We start from the raw sequence: 21,005 nt of genomic DNA, 5'->3' as shown, positions 1-21,005 counted from the left end.
ATTTTTTCATAGCCCTAATCTATTTTATATCTGTAATAGACTAGTACAATACTCTGAGAGCAAAATCAAATGCTCCTGCTCTTTTAGAGAGTTAAAGCTATGTAGTAGAGAGTCTACGGAAATTGTAGACTCTCATTTTAATACACAGCACCTAATGCATGATTTAAAGTTACCTCTATACCACAATTGTATAAGCTTAAAAAGCTGATTCTAACGTACCGTTGGTTTACAAATTAAAATGGTTATTTCTCTCAACTAATAAATGAATTATCTTTGATTAATAACAAATAAACTGTAATCGTGTAAGAACAATTTTTAAGGATAATCATATAATAAATCTAGGTCTCCTATTCCACAGTGTTAATAAAAGAGCCATGTCACCCAATAATATAAAATGACTAATGTAAAGATGACTGTGGGAGGAATCACGATGATAGTAACTTTAATGTATTCCCACCATGTGATTTTTACTTTTCCTTTCCTTACGATGTGCATCCACATTAGTGTTGCAAGAGTACCCATAGGAAGTAACAGTGCACCTATGTCACTTCCAATAATGTTTGCTAAATAAGCAACTTTCAAGGAAATAGGGTCAAGTCCCATATTGGTTAACGTAATAGTTCCAACCATAAGCGCTGGGTGGTTATTGAAGATATTAGAAAGTACTGAAAGTAGTACGCCCATTAAGACGCTTGTATTGAGTAGGTTTTCTGAAACCAGTGGGCGCATAGATTGAATTAACCATTCCGTTAAGCCAATATTATTGAGACCATAGATGATGACATACATACCAAACGCAAAAACGATAATATACCATGGTGTTTTTTTCAGCATATCACCTGGAGGTATTTTTAAATAAGCCCATCTCCATCCTAAAAGAACGAGGGATCCAATTACCGCCATAACAGAAATTGGAATTCCTAAAAACGAGGCTAAGAACAGACTTAACCGAACGCCAAATACAAATAGAAGTACATTTAGCATAAACTTAGTACGCTTTTGCTTAGATTTTCCTAAAGCAATTTGTTTAAGTGGATGATAGGAAGGAAGAGACATCCCTGTTACATTTGTAGGAACAGTTTTAGGTAGGTTCTTTTTGAAGTATAAAAACAGTAAACCGACTAATAGTAATAAACCGATTGTTGCAGGAACAAACATCATTGCTGTATGTGAATACAAGCTCATATCAACAATTTTTAATGCAATTAGATTTACGATGTTACTTACCCCGATTGGAGCACTGGATGCAGTTGCAATTAAACCTCCAGAAATTAAATATGGAATCTTTTGACGATTTTCTAATCCCATATTGTTTAATAACATAATTAATATTGGTATTGCTATTAAAATACTACCGTCATTATTAAAGAAGAGTGTCATGAGAAAGCATAGGAGATTGACATACCAGAATAATCGAATGCCAGACCCATTTGCTTTTTCAGTAAGCAGTTCTGCAACCCAGTTAAAGAACCCAAAGCTTTCTAATACAATCGCCATAACAATTGTAGCCATAATGGTAATCGCAGCATCACTGATTGTTTGTATAATTATAAGTAGATCTGTCATGGTTACACTACCGCAAAGTATTACAATAATAGCACCAACCAATGCAGGAATAGCTTCATTCATATTTCTAGGTCTCCAAAAAATGAAACCAAGAGTAACTAAAAATGTCAGTATTGTTATTATATCTAATGTTTGCATAGTATTTTCACCTTCAAGGAATTTTATTTTATTCTGAAAAATAACTTATTGTTAGACTAAAATACTAAGTTTTTCCCTCATACATTAGATTAGTGATGCCGTCGTAGTATAAATATGTAAAAAGTTAAAACTCCCTTGGTTTTATACCTATTTTCTCTAATATTTATACTAAATTACTCAAATATTAAAATAGTATACTGTAAAGCATAGGTTTGATTTACTTTCGTGGTATTAACATAAAAAGACATGAGTTCAAGTAAATCCGAACACATGCAATGTATTATTAAAAAAGTTTGGAATAAAGAGACTTCTATACTAGTAGTTAGGTCCCTAATCTCAACCGAACAAAAATAGTTATTCGTTATTAAACAATCAGAGGTGCTTTATCCTAAAAGGATGAACGCTTTTTTAGATAAAGAAACGATAAAGTAGACGCCCTATTTGATTAAATAATTCAATCGAAACCATTTAGTTTGTGGGTAATAGGAGAATGTTAACTTCGTGATGCGCTTTATCACAGTAAAGCCCCAAAAAAAATATTGACATAAAAGCAATTTCAAATGAATAAGTTGTGTAGATTGTAAAACATTCATGGGACTAATTAATACGGTATCTCTAACTAATTAGTCTTCCAACCGTGATGATTGGTACATTGCGATTATTGGATTGGGAACTAGAAACGTTACTTTTACGAGTTGCAAGTCTCGCAAATTGGAGGAGGCATCTGTGCATAATTGACTCCTATTGATACCCTAAGCAACACTAACTTTGATGTTTATTTTAAAACACGGAAAATTAGGGGATATCTTAAAGTTGCATCTTAATCATCCCAATTAGCTTAATGGCTGGATGTATTATAGATTACTTTATTCAGTTAGTATTTGTGGATAGTTTGAGTACTTGAATAGAAATGGAGGTAAATTTTAATTATGTTATTGCAAAGTCTAAATAAGGAAATTGTTATAATTAAACTCTCGGGAGGTAAGATACTAAAAGGTTCAGTAATTGACTCGGGTAGTGACATTATTGTTATTTATGATGGAAATATGTTCGTCTATTTACCAATCGACCATATTCAAACTTTAGAAATAGATTATAACAATGAAAATAATGTTCAACCCCCTTCAGAAACATCGAGATATAATTCTCAACTGTCTGATAAGGACCTAACCCTTACAAATATACTTTCACATGCAAAAGGAATACATGTGGAGATTTTTGTAACAGGAAATCAAGCGCTACATGGGGTTATATCGTCTATTATGAATGATTATTTTGTATTTGAGTCTCCCATTTACAAAACAATGTTCATTTTAACAAAACATTTGAAATGGCTCAGTCCATATTCTAAGGATCAGTTTCCTTACGGAATAAGTGAAAATGAATTTTTAAGTCTGTCACCTCTTAACAATCAGTCACTAAACAATACATTCGGGTCTCAAATTGACCAACTTAGAGAAAAACTTGTTGTATTCAATCTTGGAAAAGAATTTTCCCATATAGGTAGAGTAATAAATGTAAAAGATCAAATTATTGAGATACAAAACGGGAAATCTAATTCAACTTATTTTAACCTTTCACATATTCAGACTGTTCATCAAGTGTAATAACTATGTACTCAGAAAAGGAGATGCTTCTAAGCCTCCTTCTCTGAGTATTTTTTATAAAACGCATCTATCTTGCTATGTACACCACCATTTCAGCGTAGGAAATGGTGTCCAAGATGAACTTTATTATGAATAGAGAATTTGTTGTTTTTAGTTTCCTTTTATCAAGGCTCTTTTCGTAAGGATTGTTGCTTTTGAAAAAGCCGAAAACTAATTTACTTTTTATGTTGTTTAGGAGAGATTAATTATGTTAAAAGCAATACCTTTAGAAGATAGAGACTATGAATTGATTAAAGAAGCGCAGAGAGAGTAATAGAACACAATTATACAGAAGACATCACATAGGTTCAGCGGTTAGGACAACTTCTGGTAACGTTTTTTCAGCTGTGCACGTTGAAGCGAATGTAGGAAGGATAACAGTGTGCGGAGGACAATGGCAATTGGCAAGTCAATTTCGGAAGGAGACCACGAATTTAAAACAATTGTAGCGGTTGCCTTTTTTGTTAAAGTTTTTGCACTAAACCAACTAATAGTTTATCGAAATTTTGATAAAAAAATCACTCATGTCGATTATTCAGTTTTTTTCAATCATAAGAGAGAGTTGAACATTCATATTTCCCTAAATTCACTTAAGTCATAAATAAAAGCCGAACTAATTATTCATATTAGTTCAGCTTCAAATCACTTAATAAAGTGTTACGCATTTATAAAAAATACTATTGTATGGATGTATTATAGATGAATGGACATACATATCTCGGTTAATTCAATTGAGCATAAGAGAGGACGTGTCCGACAATAAGTCTAAATAAGTAAAATAAAGAATTGAAACAAACAGTATTCGAGCTTTATCGCTCTGGTACACAGGTCAATCAATTAGTAACCAATATGGTGTGTCGGAAGTCATAATTTATAAATGGATTAAATTCCTTTCTCCAATTGAAGGAACTAGGGAGTTAAGTGCTGTTGAAGGTTATTTGACGTAGGTTTTAGATTGTCATACAAAGAAATTTGTAGTGTATAAATTCGATCGTAAAATGGCGAGTGAACTGATTTAGAAACAATCGATAGCACAGTAGCAGCGCAAAATCCAGCACCAGAACTAATTGTACACACGGATTTAGGTTCTCAATATATACAAGTGAATCTTTTGGCGAGCGCTTACAGAAATACGAAATGATTCCGTCATTTAGCCTAAAAGGATGTTCCTATGACAATTCGTGCATCGAATCATTTCGTAATTGAACTATCCACATTCATTTTAGCTACCTTATGTTTTCATAAATTTATTATAAATCAATACCTTACCTTCTTCGATTTCTCACATTTCTCCCTCTATCATTCACCGCTTTTTCATTTTTTTGTTTATTATTGTTTTCTGTCTTATTATTAGAGCTTTCATCACTATCATTTACTTCACTATTTTTATTTTCATTATTTTTTCCTTGATCTTTCTTTCCTTCAGCTGCTTTTTCACTAGTTGTTCCTAAACTAATATTTCGAACATGATACATTGCTAGACGAATAATTTCTTCTTTAGAGAAAATAGTAATATAATCTTCCGAAACTTCATCCATTATTCCTTCTAACATTTCTGGACCACCACGATTCACTTTAACCCAATGATGTCGTAGGCTACCTACTACTGTTTTAAAATCAGGTGCAAGTAAGTACGAATCTGCCGCTGGATCTTCAACATTAAATTCCATCCCATCTCTTGAGTTAAGAGTAATGCTTTTAATGTGTTGTGTTTTGTAATAAACAATCCCATCTTTTTCAGTTAATAATACAAAATGATCGTCTTCAGCAGCCAATAACTTTCCTATACGTGATTCAGGTCCTCCCCGATCCACTCTTATAACCCTATTCATTAACGTAAGTAGAAGATCTTTATTCATTCTTTTAGCCTCCTAATAGTATGGTCTTGTTATCTATATGTATCCTTGATTAATAGACCTATGCAAAATGCCCATTTAGTTTAAAATATGTAATGTCTAGGTCTAGGTCTAGGTCTAAATCAATAAAGAAGACTACCGATATAACAATATTCACCTTATCTGTTCAACTGTTACAACACTTTTCCATCATCTTTTTATACATAATAAAAGCCACACCCCATTGAATGTGGCAGAAAGATATCTACACCTGAAGTTATACAAAAACTCTCCAAAATTCTTGAAATTCCTTTTATGGATTTAATGACGAAAGCGGGATATGAAAAACCTTTTAGGCAAAGTATAAAAGAACGTGAAGAGAAAGGTTGGGGCATAGATGAATTAGAGAAAAAACCTTTTAATTTTGAGTATGGCGAATCTATATTTATAAAGAAAATCACTTTGTCACAAATATAAAATCGTGAGATAAAAAATCCAAAATTTATTTGTTATCTCATGCTTTTTGTATTCCACCATTGGGTTTCTCAACTCTCGATTTGCAAACACCGCAAGCAGATTTAGTCAAATTTTTAGACACCTAATAAACCTGATCCGATTAGTTTTATGGATAAATGTATTAATTATGTTAATGGAAAGATTAAATTCTACAGAAGAAGTTGGAGAAACAAAAAAGAAATAGTATCAAAAATTCAAGTAGTAGAAAATAACAGCTGTTGGGTGCTAGTACCACTATACATGGATTACAGCGCACACACGCTACAATTTTGATGAATAATGATATTCCTGTGAAAGCCATTGCCGAACGATTGAGGTATACTCCCGAAATAATCCATACAACATACGGGTATGTATTGAAAGAAAATCGAAGATAAAATTATCGACATATAATTGACCGTGCTATTGGAAAATGGGCTAAAAGCGGGGCTAGCTCGTAGCTAACCCCGCTCAAACCGCATTATATAAGTATTAACAAAGCCTTTATGATTCTAATACATTTAAAATAGCATCAAGTTCATTAACAGCAAGATCTAGACGTTCCTTTGCCTCGATATTTTGCTGTTTTAATTGACTAAACTCTAACAAATTTTTCTCATGCTTTAATTTGATAGAAGACAAACGTTCAATTCGTGATTCTACCTTTTCAATCGCTTGCTCACAAACTGCTGTCCATAGCTTTTCTGAATGCTGCATTTCTGTTGTTGATGGGTTGTGTTGACGCATAATTCGTGCATATACTGCTTCAATTTGTTCAATTAATTCTGAGTAAAAATGTCGCTCTACACGAGTTGTTTGGAATGTTGGGTGCTCTACCTCTTTTGCATATGGGGTAATTTGACGTAGTAGCTTTCCAGCATTTTCACCGAAACCATGCGATAAATTCAGTACATTCATTAACTGTAATAGTAAACGAATTTCTTCTAGATTAATAAGCTGCGAATCAATGTTTTCCTTAAGCTTTAAGGACTCCATAAAGCGTCGATCAAAGTGCTCAATTTCACCATTGCGTTGTTCTACTAAATGTTCACTTGCATTGTCTTTTAAGCTTTTAATATAGCGAATTGCGTGGCTTTTTATCTCTTCCTTCGACAGCAAGTCATTGTCTTGTTGTGGTTTTCCTCGTTGAACATACGCAAATGCATCCATTTTTTTGGGCCATTGTGCTGCTGGGGTTTCTTCTGAGACATTATAGCGTATATAAATTCCGTGCATTTCATATCCTCCAAGTCCATTAAACAAGTATCTCTAAAGACAATAAATCGAATACGCCATTTTTTCAAGTAAAAAACTTTTAAAGATTGAAAATCCTTCTTTTGAACAATAACTCAAAATTCCGAATAGTCAATTCAATCCAAAATTGCTCCATTTATTATAATAGAAATTTTACCACTTTACCTTGTCACAAGCTATGTTCGTACTATGTTTGAAACATATTTCAGGACTGAATCAATCCCACTAAAAAGTATCCATTTAAAATGGATGCAGAATTCGACGTTGTTATGATAAATCAGTGAGGGTTTTCTTCATCCCCCATTGATTATTAGGCTTCACCAAATAGGCTTTTACGGGCAGTTAATCTCCCTATCTAACTTTAATTCAGAGTAAAAAAATTTCGCTCTTTTCCTGTGGAATAATCTACCTTGGATCACGGTTCCACAGGAGTATGGCGAAATTTTTTATCTTAATTATGAATCTTGTCGTATCTCGTTAATACTTTTTCCCTCAGTAAAGGCATGAATTGATTTTATTTTGCCTACCGATTTGAAGTTTGCCTTGTCATAGACTTTTGCAACCTGTTCATTGATAGGCAAAATCCACAGATATTCTAAGCCTTGCTTTACTGACTCTTGTTGAATATGCTGTAAAATATATCCGATCAATCCTCGTCCTCGGTAACTTTCAATCGTCGCTACACTCTCAATTCTTCCTTGATTCCCTGAGATAAAAATATTGGCAGTACAGCAAGCTTTGCCATCCACTCTTAATAAATAATACGTAAAATGCGGAGAATGATAGGTTTTCTCAAAAGCTTGTTTGATTAATGCAGGCTCTCCAAATGTAGAAATACTCATTTCTACGGCTAATGCTTCCTCCATATTGGCAGCTGTTACACGTTCAATTTGTATGGCTGGATTTTGTGATAGTTGCGAGTATTCACCATTCCAACACTGTACATCATCTGTAAAACTTTCATATTGAAAGCCATGAATCTCTAATGCCTCTATGCATGACTGATTTTCCTCCACGTTGTATAAATACAATCTTGGGATGAGAGATTTTGACTGATAGTAGTCTTTTATGTTCTTTAAAAATATATTTGGCTCGACAACTTTCCTCCAAATGTGTGCATGATTGGCGTCGTAATAGGTTGGCATTTCCTTATTATAAAATAATACTCCTTCATTCCATGTTTCCATCTTACTAAAACTTTTAATATAATCAATATCTAGCTGCATGATGTGCTCAATTTTATGCATGCTCTGTTCCTCCCTCAATCCATTTTTCATATAAATCCTCTAGCTGCTGTTCAAACTTTTGACGCTGCTCCTTAGCAAGTGTTGGCTCCTTTAATTTCATTTCGAGCTTTTCAATTTGCTCTTCAATCGGTAACTCTTTTTTAGCAGCATAGGTCTTTTCATGTACTTCCTTTATTACTGGTTCTTTAACTATTTCTAAACGTTTTTGCCTTGCCCATTCATAATCGCCTTCGAATGCTTGAATCGTTTGATGCTCAATCCATGCAACTTTTGTAAAAATCTTTTGTAAGAAATAACGATCATGTGAGACGCCAATAATGGTTCCTTCAAAGGACTCCAGTGTATCCTCTAATACCTCTCTCGCTTCAATATCTAAATGGTTGGTTGGCTCATCCAGCATTAATAAATTAATATCCTCATGCATTAACTGCGCTAGACGTAAACGCATCTTTTCGCCGCCACTTAAATCCTTTACTTTTTTGAAGACGTCATAGCCATAAAATAAAAACTGAGCAAGAATATGACGTGCCTCTGCCTCTGACACAGAGACGCTCTCACGGAAGGCATCTATTAAACGAATGGCAGGATTTTTATGCTCAAATTGCTGTGAAAGGTAGCCAATTTTCACGCTACTGCCGACATGACAGATACCTTTATGAGGTTCAACTTCACCTAACACCATTTTTAATAATGTTGATTTCCCACTACCGTTGTCACCAACAATCGCCAGTCGTTCTCCGAAGTAAACCGCTAAATCACTTTCCTTAAATAGCGGTTTCTCAAATGCATGGCTAATCCCCTTCATTTGAACAACTTCTTTGCCACTTCGCTCAGCCATCGTTAAAGCTAAATTCATTTTCTTTTTCGTTACAGGCTTCTTCACACGCTCTATACGGGCTAGTGCTTTTTCCATACTTTTAGCACGTCGATGTAAGGCAGCATTTGGCGGATTCGCTTCATTTGCCCATTGCTTTAAGCGTTTAATTGTTTCCTGCATTTTTTTTATTTTCTTTTGCTGTTCTTCATATTGAGCAAATTGCTGTTCAACCTTAGCCTCTTTTTGCTCAACAAATGCATCGTAATTGCCAATATACGTAAATGCCTCTCCATCTTCAATTTCAATTATTTTTTGAGCCATTTGATTCATAAAATGGCGATCATGTGATACGACAATAACGATTCCTGCAAAGTTTCGCACATAATTTTCTAGCCATTCAATTGCCTGCATATCTAAATGATTCGTAGGTTCATCTAATAGCAAAATAGAAGGATTACTCAAAAGGATTTGCCCAAGCATAACCTTCGTTTTCTCCCCACCACTTAAGCTACTAAAAGGTTGTTCAAGCAATGGCGTAATACCTAGACCGTTTGCAATCATCGCTAATTGCGCATCCATTTCATAGCCGCCCTGTAGCATAAACTGTTCCTGCACAAGACCATATTGCTGCAGTATCCTATCTGTTACCGCTAACTGCATTTCCTGCTCAAGCTTTGTCATTTTTTCCTTTAATGCATAGATTTCCGCAAATGCTTCCTCCAGCACTTCCTTTACGGATAACATAGGATAGTTCGGAATTTGATGAAGGTAGCCAACCGTCGCTTCCTTACTTTTTATAATACGTCCCTTATCCGGTGTATCCAAACCAGCTAATAACTGTAATAAAGTCGTTTTCCCACTGCCATTGACACCGACAATAGCAACATGTTCTCCTGTATTTACTTCTAATTGAAGCCCTTCAAATAATACGCTTCCACCAATAATTTTTTGTAGTTGTTCAGCTTTAATTTGCATCGTTTTTTCCTCCAATGAAACGTGCGAAAAACATCTATAGACACAAAAAAGACTGCTCCATTAACAAGCAGTCTTTTCCTAAATAGTTTGTGAAAAAGAATGGTTAATCCGCTACGTTTGATATTTGATTTTGCTTAAAAATGGACAGACCTCTCCCGTTGTTCGCAAAATCGAAAGTAATTACATATGCAAAATACATAGCTGTATCTATATTTACACATGTTTTCGTAGCGTTTTTATTCATTCCTTTTCACCTCCGTTCATTATAGTTAACTTTATAATACCATAATTCAGGGAATTTGGAAAATATTTTTTTACTTTCAGGTTTTTATGAATATCCAAACATTTCTGGCTCATCACCAAACATATGCCATGTATTAGTTAATCTTCGTTCCGGCTGGGCGACTCCTTGGAGATTAGCATTACAGATGAGATCCTGCAGTGAGCATGTAGAGGAACGAAGAAGCTCCTTTCGTTCGTTTTATAGGAATACTTTGAAAATTTATCGAAACAAAATCGCTCTTTATCGAAACTATTTGAGCTTTTATCGAAACAAAATCTCATTTTATCGAAACTATTTGGGCTTTTATCGAAAAACAAGCTCTTTCTATCAGAGCCACACTTCTACCAATTTTCTTTAATCAAAATTTAAAGAGGCTAGTAAAGTCACCAGCCTCTTTACGTTTTCACTTTTCTCACAAACATTTTAACAAACGGTACAAGGAAAATAGATACGACCAACACTCTGAATAACTGAAATGCAGTAACGATTGTCACATTTGCATGAACAGAAGCGGCGATAATCCCCATTTGATCGAGCCCGCCTGGTACGATGCTTAAAAAGCCTGTCCTAAAATCAAGGCCGTACAAACCCTTCATGATAAATGTTAAGCCGTATGCCGCGCCAATAAAGACACCCGCCGATACAAATGCGTAAAACACATGCTTCTTCGATAAGTGTAAATCCTCTTTTTTCAATAATAGTCCAATGTAAATTCCAAGCATCAGCTGCGCAATATGAAGTAGTGACAAAGGTAATTTCGGAACATCCATTCCTGCTATATTAATGCCCATCAATAAAAACACCGGACCAAGCATATAGCCTGTTGGTATTTTCACCTTTTGTGCCAGCCACCCCGCTACCCCACACACAGCAAGTAATCCTATTAGGCTCCATGAATACGCTCCGTTGACAACTACACCAGTTCCCCCAGAGCCTGACACCATTAATGGTACAAAGCCGACAATTAAAAGAACCCGTAATATTTGGAAGAACGTTATCACGACCATATCCATATCCCCTTGCTCCTCAGCAAAGGCAACAACCTGTGACATGCCACCAGGTACACAGCATGTCAACGCAGTCGCAAAATCTAAATCCGCACGTTTTGCTACTACATAACTAACACAAAAAAACAGTACGATAAATATTACGTTTAATACAATCATACTTCCTAAAAATTGTTTAATATCCTGCACCGCTTCTGGTGTAAACGCAAAACCAATGGAATACCCCGCAACGATTAAACCGAAATTACGAAAATATCTATGCCATTTCAATTGTACTTCCGTCGATAACTGCATAATTAGTACTGCTGTTATAGCACCAAGCAACCACGGCATCGGAATATGTAATAAATTAAATAAAATCGCACCTGTTAAACCAATACATAATGTTATAAACATGTGCTTGTCAAAAATAAACATAGAAGCAACCCCTCGTGACTCAATAACTCCATTATGCCTTGAACCTGCCTATTTTTCTACTTCATCACATTTAGCAAAGTCATATATAGTGAAAATTGAGCCTGTTATTTATAAAATTTAACCTCTTATCCAAGAATTTCTCCAACCCAAATTTTTCTATGCTACATTATTATTACCTGATTCAGTGTTTCTCCCTAACGGAGAGAAGCAAAGGAGGCCTCCAATGAAAATTCATATAACGATCAATAGCTCGCTGGATGAAACTGAGGTTCATATACATGCGAAGGAATACAACGAGCAAATTGAACGACTGATGAAGCAACTACAAGCTTCACAAACAACGATGCTAGATGGCTACTTTCAACAGGAAATTCATATGCTAAAAATTTCCGATATTTACTCCATTTACGCAGAGGGTGCAAAAGTTTTTTTGCAGACGGAAGAGCAGGAATTCGAGACGAAGCGTAAACTGTATGAGCTGGAAGCACAATTAGCGAAGGATTTTGTCAGAGTCAGCAAATCAACACTCGTCAACATTAATAAAATTGCCTCTATTCAAATGGGGAAAATCGGTTCAACAGAACTGATTTTAGAAAACGATGTATCCGTCCATGTTAGCCGGAAATATTTAAAAGAACTAAAACACCACTTAGGGATTGGGAGGGACTCATAATATGAAATTTATTCGCATGATGATTATCGGACTACTCATATCACTTAGCTCTTCCTACGTCTTAGTAACATTAAGTGTCCTATCTAATAACACTGTGATGTCAGGGCCGGAATTACTTGAACAAATTATCATCGCCGCTATACTTGGAGCTGTAATAGGTCTGCTGTCTACCATCTTTGATATTGAGCGTTTACCTTTTATTGCCCAGTTTATTCTACATGTAATTGCAGTTACGCTGTGTGTGATGATTGCAGGCTATTTCGGGGATTGGTTTGAACATTCCGGCATTACATCTATTTTTATAAGTGAAGCTATTATTTTCTTTATCGCTTGGTGCATTATTTATGTACTTCAAAAAAATGATATTGCAAAAATCAATCAAGAAATTCAAAAAAGAAAGGAATAAACAACATGACCTTTGCTATACAAGTTGAAAATTTATGTAAGCAGTATGGGGTTCATCAGGCCGTAAAGGGTATTTCATTTACAGTTAAGCAGGGCTCCCTCTTCGCCTTTTTAGGTGCGAATGGTGCGGGAAAATCAACGACCATTGAAATACTCTGTACATTATTAAAAAAATCAAGCGGTATGGTTACAATTAATGGCTATACCCTTGATGAAAACAAAGACAATGCTGAAATTCGAAAATCCATTGGTGTCGTATTCCAACAAAGTTTACTAGATGAACGATTAACGGTGCAGGAAAATATCCTTCACCGTGGTAAAACATATGGCTTATCGAAAAAACAATTAGCCGAAAATTATCAATTCGTTTCAACATATTTGTATTTAGAAGATATAGAAAAGCGCAAATACGGCACTTTATCAGGTGGTCAAAAAAGGCGTGCTGATATCGCTCGCGCCCTGATCCATCGACCAAATATATTGTTTTTAGATGAACCGACAACTGGTCTTGACCCACAAACGCGGCAATTCGTTTGGCAAGCCATTAAGCAGCTACAGCTAGAAACAAACATGACGGTTTTTTTGACAACGCATTATATGGAGGAAGCGGCAGTCGCTCATCAAGTCATCGTTTTAAAGCAAGGAGAAATTGTTGCTGAAGGGACACCAGATGCTCTTAAAACAAAACACGCCTACGATTCAATGGCACTTGTTTTTCATCATAATTCTGAAGGGATAAAGTGGCTCGAGGAAAATGCTATCTCCTATACAGAAAAGTTAGGTATTTTCTCCATCCGAGTCGAATCCACACTTCATGCTTTAGCGCTATTAAAAAAAGCAGAGCCACTTATTGCTTCGTTTGAGGTAATCAAAGGTACTATGGATGATGTCTTTCTTCATATTATGGCCGAGGGTGGTGCAGCTTAATGGAGGCATTATTTAGCTTAGTAAAACGAAATAACAAGGTTTTCAGACGTGATAAAACACAAGTCTTCTACTCGCTGCTTTCTGTCATTATTGTCATTGTCCTATACGCAGTATTTCTTCAAAAAATGCAAGTAAATGCAATTGAAGAAGTGACAAAGGCTACTCCAGCTTTAGTAACGATGGTCAATGAATGGATTGTCGCTGGTTTACTTTCTATGACCGCTGTTTCTTCTACACTTGCTGCGTATGGCATTGCTGTTAGGGATCTTGAATCTAAAGCGCAAGCTGATTTTCTCACAGCCCCTATCTCTCGAGCAACCATTCAATTTAGCTATGTATTAAATGCCTTTATCATTGGCTGTATCTTTTCCCTTATCGCCCTTATTGGCTGTGAAATTTTTATCGCAACAACTGGCGGTGAGCTACTAAGCATTGGAGATTTAATAAAAGTAGTAGGAATATTATTTTTATCTGTGTTACTGGCCAGTGTTTTTAATCTTTTTCTTGTGTTACTCGCTAACACTCAACATTCGTTTTCAACTCTCAGTACAATCGTCGGTACGGCTCTCGGTTTCTTATGTGGAGTTTACGTACCGGTTGGTGCACTCCCAACCTTTGCTCAAAATCTTATTATGTATTTCCCTATTAGCCATACAACTTTACTATTACGTAATGCCTTTATGGAGAGCTCAATTTCCAAGGTTTTCGAAGGTGCGCCTGCCTCACAGGTGGAAGACTATAAAATAATGTATGGTATTGTCTATGACCTTCATGGAAATATTCTAAGTATATCAACAAGTATTATTATTATTTTCGTCACAATTATTGTACTAGCTATTTTATCTATCATTATTTTTAAAAAGAAAAATAAATAAACACTTTCGCACATCGTTTATTAAATGATGTGTTTTTTATTGATTTTATTCAAACGATTTGTTATTTTATATATAAATAAACAAACAAAATAATTATTCGTTTGTTTTTTCAGGAGGATATCCAATGGATGTAAATGAATTATTTTGGCAAGCTCCAATCCATGACATTAAAAAAGGCTACATTGATGAAGCAACACACTTCACTTGTTTGCTTTGCGGGGAAAAAATTGAAAAGGGTATTATTTATCCATATGAAGGCGTACTCTACGAGGCAGAAAAATTTATGCAGCGTCATATTACTGCTGCACACCAATCTGTATTTCATTATTTAAATAGCCTTAATAAAAAAATGACAGGACTAACTGATCATCAAAGTCATATTTTACGTTTATTTTATGAAGGAAAAACTGATCAAGAAGTTAAAGAAGAACTTGAAATTGGTAGTGCTACAACGATACGTCATCATCGTTTTGCTCTTAAAGAAAAGGAACGTCAAGCGAAAACTTTTCTTGCGATGATGGAGTTATTAAAAGAACAAAATCAAAAGGAAGACAGCTTTGTACCAATTCACAAAACGGCTACGATGGTTGATGATCGCTATAATATTACGATTTCTGAAGAACAGCAGCTACTTGAAAAGTACTTTCCAAACGGTATTGATAAGGAGCTAGTCCGCTTTCCAAAACGTGAAAAGCATAAAATTGTAATACTCCGTGCAATTACCAAGATTTTCAATGAAACAAAACAGTATTCAGAAAAAGAATTAAATGAGATGATCCAACCAATGTATGAGGACTATGTGCAAATACGTCGCTATTTAATCGAATACGGCTTCATGGACCGGAAAGAGGATGGCAGTGCCTACTGGGTAAAAAAATAAGAAAGCAGGGTTTCCAATGGACCATAAAAAAGAATTAAAGGAAATGTATAAAGAGATAAAAATCGAAGCTGGCGTTTTTACAATGACCAATAAACAAAATGGTAAAGTGTTTGTAGGCAGCTTCAATAATTTAAAACGCCTAAACGGCTTTCAATTTATGTTAAAAACGAAAACACATACAAACAAAGAGCTACAAGCTGATTACAACACTTTCGGCAATGATGCTTTTGATATTGAAGTTGTGGAATATTTGAAGAAAAAAGAAGAGGGCTATTTCGATCCAAAAAAAGAGTTAGAAAAGCTAGAACAAAAATGGCTCGACACGCTTCAGCCATTTGGTGAACGTGGATATAACTAGTTACACAAATGAAAAAGGAATCTGCTTTCTCCGCAGTAAAGCTGGTGAAAATTGCAGAGTCCTTTTTCATTTTCGATTGTATACTGCTTTGTGGGGTTAAAGTCACTCTCTCTTTATCAGGCGTGTTGATTAGGAAAAAATAGGTTTAATATTGCGCGATAAATGGATTTTTTTGTTACTATTTTGCTGATATATTTCCATTTTAACTGATTGTAGCGTAGGGCTACTCGACTCCCGCGGGAAAGCGAGACAGACGAGACCCTGCACGGAGCGAAGCGGAGGAAGCGGCTCGGCGCTCGCCCGCAGGAAAGCGAGTAGCCCGTAGCGGAAATCAGCCTCTTCGAATGTATAAAAATGGTTAATCAACACACCTGTCTCTTTATATATTTACATTTGAGGAGCTATTTAAACTAATGATGGGGTTAATACAAATAAAATATGATTAGTTTCATCACTCTTGTTCAAAAATCGGTGTTTAACATTCGGTGGAATGCGTACGACATCTCCTTCATCTAAAAAATATTCGGTTCCTTCCAGTTCAACATATGCTTGACCTTTCATAACCACAGCAATCTCTTCTTTATCGTCATGTGAGTAATGACTCTCTGTAGTAGTAGTATGTGCATTCAAATCCATCATTAAGAGTTCAATATGCGCCTTCATAAAGTCTGGTGTTAATACATCATAGACAATATGGTCACTATTTTCACGATATACTTTCTTTCGATCTTGCTTTCTGGAAATGAGGGAATCTGTATCAATTTCATTAACAAACAGAGTAAAAAGTGGCACGTTTAGTGCTTGTGCAATTAACTCTAGTACACTTAACGACGGATTCCCTTGTCCTCTTTCAATTTGGCTAATAAGTGATGTACTAATTCCTGCATATTCAGCAAACTCACGAATTGTCATACCATTTTTCTTACGATAGTTTAATACTGTTTGTCCTAAGCGATGATTTTTCATAGCAAATACCCCTTTAAAATAATGTATGTTTGATGCCTTTTGTGCTGACATACTAAACATAGAGAAATAATGCTTTTTTCAATAACATAAATATTTTATACTTACATTTGTACATTATAATATATTAATTTTATTATAGTAAACAAACATCAAGGGGGAACAGTATTGAAATCACCGCTTATTTCTTACACTACCTTATTTTTGGGCGTAATTGCATTGTCTACTTCAGCAATTTTTGTGAAATTAGCAGATGCACCTGCGACAATTACAGCATTTTATCGGATGCTTTTTGCAGCAGTCATGCTTTTGCCATTTTTATTAGTAAATAAAAGGAACCGTAAAGAATTAGGTTCGTTGTCAAAAAAACAATGGGGACTTGGATTACTCTCAGGTTTATTTCTGGCAGCACATTATTTATTGTGGTTTGAATCATTAAATTACACATCAGTAGCAAGTTCGACTGTCATCGTCACATTACAGCCACTTTTTTCAATGGTTGGCGGTTATTTTCTATTCAAAGAGCGCTTCAGTAAAGGTGCTATAATGGGCTGTCTCGTAGCGATTACCGGAAGTATTGTCATTGGATGGCAAGATTTTCAAATTAGTGGACAGGCATTATTTGGCGATATACTTGCTTTTATTGCAGCAGGTGTTATTACGGCCTACTTCTTCATTGGCCAGTATATTCGTAAAAAGCTATCTCTTATCCCTTATTCAATCATCGGTTATACCAGTAGTGCACTATTTTTAAGTATTTTTGTTTTCAGCCAGCAAATTTCTTTCGTTAATTATTCCACACAAACCTGGTTGTCCTTTATTGGATTAGCATTTATTGCAACGATATTAGGGCAAACGATTTTTAATTGGTTGTTGAAATGGCTAAGTACCTCAGTTATTTCAATGAGCATATTAGGAGAGACGTTTGGAACTTGCATACTCGCTTATTTCATTTTGGATGAGGTCATTTCTTTACAACAAGGTATAGGAATCGCACTCATCTTAATTGGTCTAGCAATATTTTTACTACAGCAAAGAAATAACAAATAAATAATAGAAAAATATATACGAAAATAATTAGAATACAAGAATAGATTTGATTTAAGAGCATTATTAGAAGAATATCTTTTAAAATAACTTCCTTGTTCAACTAAAAGGCGCGCTAGTTGAATAAGAAAGGACATTACATATTTTATATGACTAATAAGTAATGTCTTTTAATTTATCTATCTTTTTAAATTTTTAAATTAATCTCTTGCTGAGCTTTTTTTGTTAGCTTTCCGAAAACTAGCTCATAAGAATGTTTGATTAGATTTTCAACTAAATCGATCGGCACATCATCTAGATCCATATAGATTGAATTCCAATGTGTTTTATTCATATAATAACCTGGAATAATACCTTCATAAGCTTCTCTTAACTCCTCAGCTCGATTAGGTTCACATTTCAATGTAAGTACCGGTCTTCCAGTTGCATCACCGCCCATCATCCCATACATTTTTCCCCCAATATGATAGCGATCCGCTGCCCATTCTACTTTGTAATCATGTGTTGTACCATGAAGCTTTAAGCAATACGCATGAATTGTTTCTTTGTCCATATTAATCCCCTCCAACAATATAAAAACACACGTTCGATTATATTTATTATAACCAATAACGTGTGTAGAAGGGAATAACTATTTATTTTTAGATTGATTTCCCTCTGATAGGCGTTTTCGAAAGCGTAGCGGCAGCAACAAAATGTTTTCTGTGCGAAAGCGTAGCGGCAGCAACACGATATTTGCTCAAGCGTTATATCGGGGGCATTTCTCCCCCGATATCGCCTACTTTAAGCCTCTATCAAACATGCCAATGACTTCTACTGTTTGTAATATATTAACAAAGGCTTTTTCATCCGCTTCCTTTATCATGCTTTTAACTTCGGCAAGCTGATAGCGCGTAATGACGGTTATTAAAACTTTACGTCCTTCGCCTGAATAAGCACCCTTCGCATCCACAATAGTGACACCTCTATAAAGCTTAGATAGTAGCAGCTGCCTCACTTCCTCGCCCTTGCTCGTAATAATCATTAGCGTCAATTTAATATGACTCGTATGAATGGTGTCAACAACCTTCCCTGTAGCATAAATCGATACGAGTGTTAGTAATGCAGCGTCCCAGCTAAAAACGAATCCGGAAATAGTTACAACAATCCCATTCATTACGGAGATTAATGTACCGAGCGGAAAATCCCGTTTGCGACTTAGTAGCATCGCTATAATATCAAAACCTCCAGAGGAACCCGATGCACGAAAAATTATACCCGTCCCCAATCCTACAATAACTCCGCCAAATAAAGAGGCAAGAATCGGTTCTTGTGTAGCTTTATAAACAGGAATAATATACAAGCTTACTGATAGGACGACGACCGAAAGTATAGTGTATCCAATGAACCGCTTCCCTAGCTTCATGACCCCTATAATAAGCAATGGTAAATTCAAAAGTAAATTTAAAATCCCTGTATTCACTGGTGTGATAATCCCTAGCATAATGGCAATCCCACTTAAACCACCACTTAAAATCTCATGTGGAATTAACAAAAAATTGTAAGCAAAGGCGATTAATACCGATGAAAGTGTAATAACGACAATATTACGCATAACAATTCCCCTAACATTGAAACGAAAAATGAGTTTTGATTTTATAATACCCAACCTATTTGTTCACAAAACCTAGTATTGCACTTTTTCTATTAAAGACTTCGTTATTATTTTTTCTGATGTTCTTTTTTCTGCTCCTCTTTTATCGGCACTTCTTTTAAAGGCTCCTCTTTTTTCTCTCCTTCTTTCTCCGCTACCTTATTAATACGATCAAGCATTGGTGGATGTGTATAACGGAACCATTTTACAAGTAACTTTGGATTTACCTCACTTAAACCAGATATCGTCAGCTTCTGGAATGCAGTAACTGCCGACTCTCGATCACCTGTAAGTGAAATCGCATATTGATCGGCTCTCGTTTCTTGATACCTTGAAATATAATTGGACAGAGGACTTGAAGCAAATAATAAAACAGATGTTATCAGTAAAAATAATGGGTAAGAACTTATATCACTGATTTTTTTAATTTTTAATACCTGTCCGTAACGTCTAACCAACCACCTCATACATTTTGCTGTTAGCCATAATCCTAGCAATGACAACAAAAGGTACCCTGCAATACCAAAATAAATATGCTTCTCAACGTAATGTCCCATTTCATGTGCCATAATAAATAATATTTCATTATCTGTTAAACGATTTAAGGTTGTATCCCATAGGACAATTCTCGAATTACTGCCAATACCCGTTACATAGGCATTTAAGGCATTTGTTTTTTCTGCCATATTGACTTCATATACATGCTCTGCTGGTATATTTGCCTGTGCAGCAATAGACAAGATTTTCGCCTCTAGCTCCTTATTTTTTAACGGATAAAAATCATTGTATAAAGGATCAATAACAACAGGTTGAATGAACATCACAAATATTGTAAATGGAATCGTTAAGAACCAAGCATATAGCCACCATCTTTTGGCACTCTTTTTGATGAGCCAATAAATGACAGACACAATAATAAAGCTCATGCCAAAGTTAACCCAAAAATCGATAAGGCCATCTCGCATCCACGACGAAAATCCTTGTGTACTAATGCCATAAATTTTGCTTAAATTGTAACGATAATAATCGAGTGGAAATAGTACAACATATAATAAAAGTGATAATAAGAATAAGTAACTTGCATTTTGTAGCAGCTTCCATTTAGTTTGTGACGTCGCTACCTTTTCGAAATAACGTGATACACCCATAATTAATATCATAAAATAAATTAACCATTCCAAAGGTGTAGCAACAAAGAAAAGGAAGTTCCGTATTTTAGAATATTCACCACTTAAATATAGTTCTTTTTCAGACATAAACATCACTGGATCTGCAGCTGTTCCTTGCAACGCTCGTGGTATTGTACCACCGTCGCTATGGAATATATACCAATACATACAAAGCACATAAACACCGAATAAAAGTAGCGCGACAAGTCCCATCTTTTTCGCTATGTTATTTCCTCCTCTGTTCAACACAAAGTTCGTCCTATAGTAAGTGTAAGCTAAATTGAAAAAGTTAGAACAAATTTTTCTTTGTTTTTATTTACCTTCAATTCTACTTCACACCAAAAAGAAAAAAATTCGCTCCACTTCTTCAAACGAGTGACAAGCACCACAGCTTG

The 21,005-nt window shown here is 35.2% G+C and carries 20 protein-coding genes and 1 pseudogene; 10 read left to right on the top strand and 11 right to left on the bottom strand.

The annotated features are described in order from the left end of the window. Positions 1–360: 360 nt before the first annotated feature. The gene (locus QUF91_RS08400; protein WP_289417504.1) at positions 361–1,704 is read right to left on the bottom strand and encodes an arsenic transporter; all 1,344 of its coding nucleotides are present in this window, start codon (positions 1,702–1,704) and stop codon (positions 361–363) included. Positions 1,705–2,633: 929 nt separating this feature from the next. Here QUF91_RS08400 and QUF91_RS08395 point away from each other — a divergent pair. Both QUF91_RS08395 and QUF91_RS08390 read left to right on the top strand, forming a co-directional pair. Further along, positions 2,634–3,311 carry a DUF2642 domain-containing protein gene (locus QUF91_RS08395; RefSeq protein ID WP_289417503.1) on the top strand — a complete coding sequence of 226 codons (678 nt, stop codon included), beginning with the start codon at positions 2,634–2,636 and terminating at the stop codon, positions 3,309–3,311. 247 nt (positions 3,312–3,558) lie between these two features. Continuing rightward, a pseudogene (locus tag QUF91_RS08390) lies at positions 3,559–3,807 on the top strand (cytidine/deoxycytidylate deaminase family protein); the annotation flags it as partial. A gap of 808 nt (positions 3,808–4,615) precedes the next feature. On the opposite strand, the gene QUF91_RS08380 reads toward QUF91_RS08390, so the two are convergent. After that, positions 4,616–5,209, bottom strand: coding sequence for a hypothetical protein (locus QUF91_RS08380; protein ID WP_289417502.1), 594 nt, complete (start codon positions 5,207–5,209; stop codon positions 4,616–4,618). A 291-nt stretch (positions 5,210–5,500) separates the two neighbouring features. On the opposite strand from QUF91_RS08380, the gene QUF91_RS08375 reads away from it, so the two are divergent. Beyond that, positions 5,501–5,662: a hypothetical protein gene (locus QUF91_RS08375; RefSeq protein ID WP_289417501.1), complete on the top strand. Its 162-nt coding sequence runs from the start codon at positions 5,501–5,503 to the stop codon at positions 5,660–5,662. Between the two features lie 522 nt (positions 5,663–6,184). Here QUF91_RS08375 and QUF91_RS08370 read toward each other — a convergent pair. From QUF91_RS08370 to QUF91_RS08350, 5 genes are all read right to left on the bottom strand, one after another. Then, on the bottom strand, positions 6,185–6,916 hold the full coding sequence (locus QUF91_RS08370; protein ID WP_289417500.1) for a hypothetical protein: 732 nt from the start codon (positions 6,914–6,916) through the stop codon (positions 6,185–6,187). Positions 6,917–7,389: 473 nt separating this feature from the next. Then, complete coding sequence (locus QUF91_RS08365; RefSeq protein WP_285396078.1) at positions 7,390–8,181, bottom strand: GNAT family N-acetyltransferase; 792 nt, start codon at positions 8,179–8,181, stop codon at positions 7,390–7,392. Continuing rightward, complete coding sequence (abc-f, locus tag QUF91_RS08360) at positions 8,174–9,973, bottom strand: ribosomal protection-like ABC-F family protein (RefSeq protein WP_289417497.1); 1,800 nt, start codon at positions 9,971–9,973, stop codon at positions 8,174–8,176. Before abc-f ends, QUF91_RS08365 begins: the two co-directional genes overlap by 8 nt. A gap of 103 nt (positions 9,974–10,076) precedes the next feature. Continuing rightward, positions 10,077–10,217 carry an RAxF-45 family protein gene (locus QUF91_RS08355; RefSeq protein WP_285396076.1) on the bottom strand — a complete coding sequence of 47 codons (141 nt, stop codon included), beginning with the start codon at positions 10,215–10,217 and terminating at the stop codon, positions 10,077–10,079. Between the two features lie 434 nt (positions 10,218–10,651). Beyond that, a complete protein-coding gene (locus QUF91_RS08350) occupies positions 10,652–11,680 on the bottom strand; it encodes an AbrB family transcriptional regulator (protein ID WP_289417495.1) in 1,029 nt (342 codons plus the stop codon). 223 nt (positions 11,681–11,903) lie between these two features. On the opposite strand from QUF91_RS08350, the gene QUF91_RS08345 reads away from it, so the two are divergent. The 6 genes from QUF91_RS08345 (at position 11,904) to QUF91_RS08320 (ending at position 15,798) form a co-directional block, all read left to right on the top strand. Beyond that, complete coding sequence (locus tag QUF91_RS08345; RefSeq protein WP_285396073.1) at positions 11,904–12,353, top strand: LytTR family DNA-binding domain-containing protein; 450 nt, start codon at positions 11,904–11,906, stop codon at positions 12,351–12,353. Between the two features lies 1 nt (position 12,354). Continuing rightward, positions 12,355–12,759, top strand: a complete 405-nt coding sequence (locus QUF91_RS08340) for a DUF3021 domain-containing protein (RefSeq protein ID WP_289417493.1) — start codon at positions 12,355–12,357, stop codon at positions 12,757–12,759. Between the two features lie 5 nt (positions 12,760–12,764). Further along, positions 12,765–13,685, top strand: coding sequence for an ABC transporter ATP-binding protein (locus QUF91_RS08335; protein ID WP_289417491.1), 921 nt, complete (start codon positions 12,765–12,767; stop codon positions 13,683–13,685). Further along, positions 13,685–14,560 carry an ABC transporter permease gene (locus QUF91_RS08330; RefSeq protein WP_289417489.1) on the top strand — a complete coding sequence of 292 codons (876 nt, stop codon included), beginning with the start codon at positions 13,685–13,687 and terminating at the stop codon, positions 14,558–14,560. The genes QUF91_RS08335 and QUF91_RS08330 overlap by 1 nt, the downstream gene beginning before the upstream one ends. A gap of 124 nt (positions 14,561–14,684) precedes the next feature. Next, positions 14,685–15,440 carry a DUF2087 domain-containing protein gene (locus tag QUF91_RS08325; RefSeq protein WP_289417487.1) on the top strand — a complete coding sequence of 252 codons (756 nt, stop codon included), beginning with the start codon at positions 14,685–14,687 and terminating at the stop codon, positions 15,438–15,440. Positions 15,441–15,456: 16 nt separating this feature from the next. Further along, complete coding sequence (locus tag QUF91_RS08320) at positions 15,457–15,798, top strand: GIY-YIG nuclease family protein (RefSeq protein ID WP_289417485.1); 342 nt, start codon at positions 15,457–15,459, stop codon at positions 15,796–15,798. A 405-nt stretch (positions 15,799–16,203) separates the two neighbouring features. On the opposite strand, the gene QUF91_RS08315 is transcribed toward QUF91_RS08320, so the two are convergent. Then, positions 16,204–16,815 (bottom strand): helix-turn-helix domain-containing protein, encoded by a 612-nt coding sequence (locus QUF91_RS08315; protein ID WP_285394702.1) that lies wholly within the window; start codon positions 16,813–16,815, stop codon positions 16,204–16,206. A gap of 114 nt (positions 16,816–16,929) precedes the next feature. Between QUF91_RS08315 and QUF91_RS08310 the strand changes: the two genes are divergently transcribed. Continuing rightward, positions 16,930–17,811 carry a DMT family transporter gene (locus QUF91_RS08310; protein WP_289417483.1) on the top strand — a complete coding sequence of 294 codons (882 nt, stop codon included), beginning with the start codon at positions 16,930–16,932 and terminating at the stop codon, positions 17,809–17,811. A gap of 184 nt (positions 17,812–17,995) precedes the next feature. Here QUF91_RS08310 and QUF91_RS08305 read toward each other — a convergent pair whose 3' ends face one another. The 3 genes from QUF91_RS08305 to QUF91_RS08295 form a co-directional block, all read right to left on the bottom strand. Then, complete coding sequence (locus tag QUF91_RS08305; RefSeq protein ID WP_289417481.1) at positions 17,996–18,361, bottom strand: MmcQ/YjbR family DNA-binding protein; 366 nt, start codon at positions 18,359–18,361, stop codon at positions 17,996–17,998. Between the two features lie 225 nt (positions 18,362–18,586). Then, entirely contained in the window at positions 18,587–19,402 is an 816-nt protein-coding gene (locus QUF91_RS08300) for a YitT family protein (RefSeq protein ID WP_285394706.1), read from the bottom strand. A 107-nt stretch (positions 19,403–19,509) separates the two neighbouring features. After that, a complete protein-coding gene (locus QUF91_RS08295; RefSeq protein ID WP_289420034.1) occupies positions 19,510–20,835 on the bottom strand; it encodes a M48 family metallopeptidase in 1,326 nt (441 codons plus the stop codon). Positions 20,836–21,005 lie beyond the last annotated feature (170 nt).

This window comes from Lysinibacillus sp. G4S2, assembly GCF_030348505.1.
Lineage (GTDB): Bacteria > Bacillota > Bacilli > Bacillales_A > Planococcaceae > Lysinibacillus.
The sequence above is the reverse complement of the archived record's forward strand: the minus strand, read 5'-3'. Positions and strand labels throughout refer to the sequence as shown.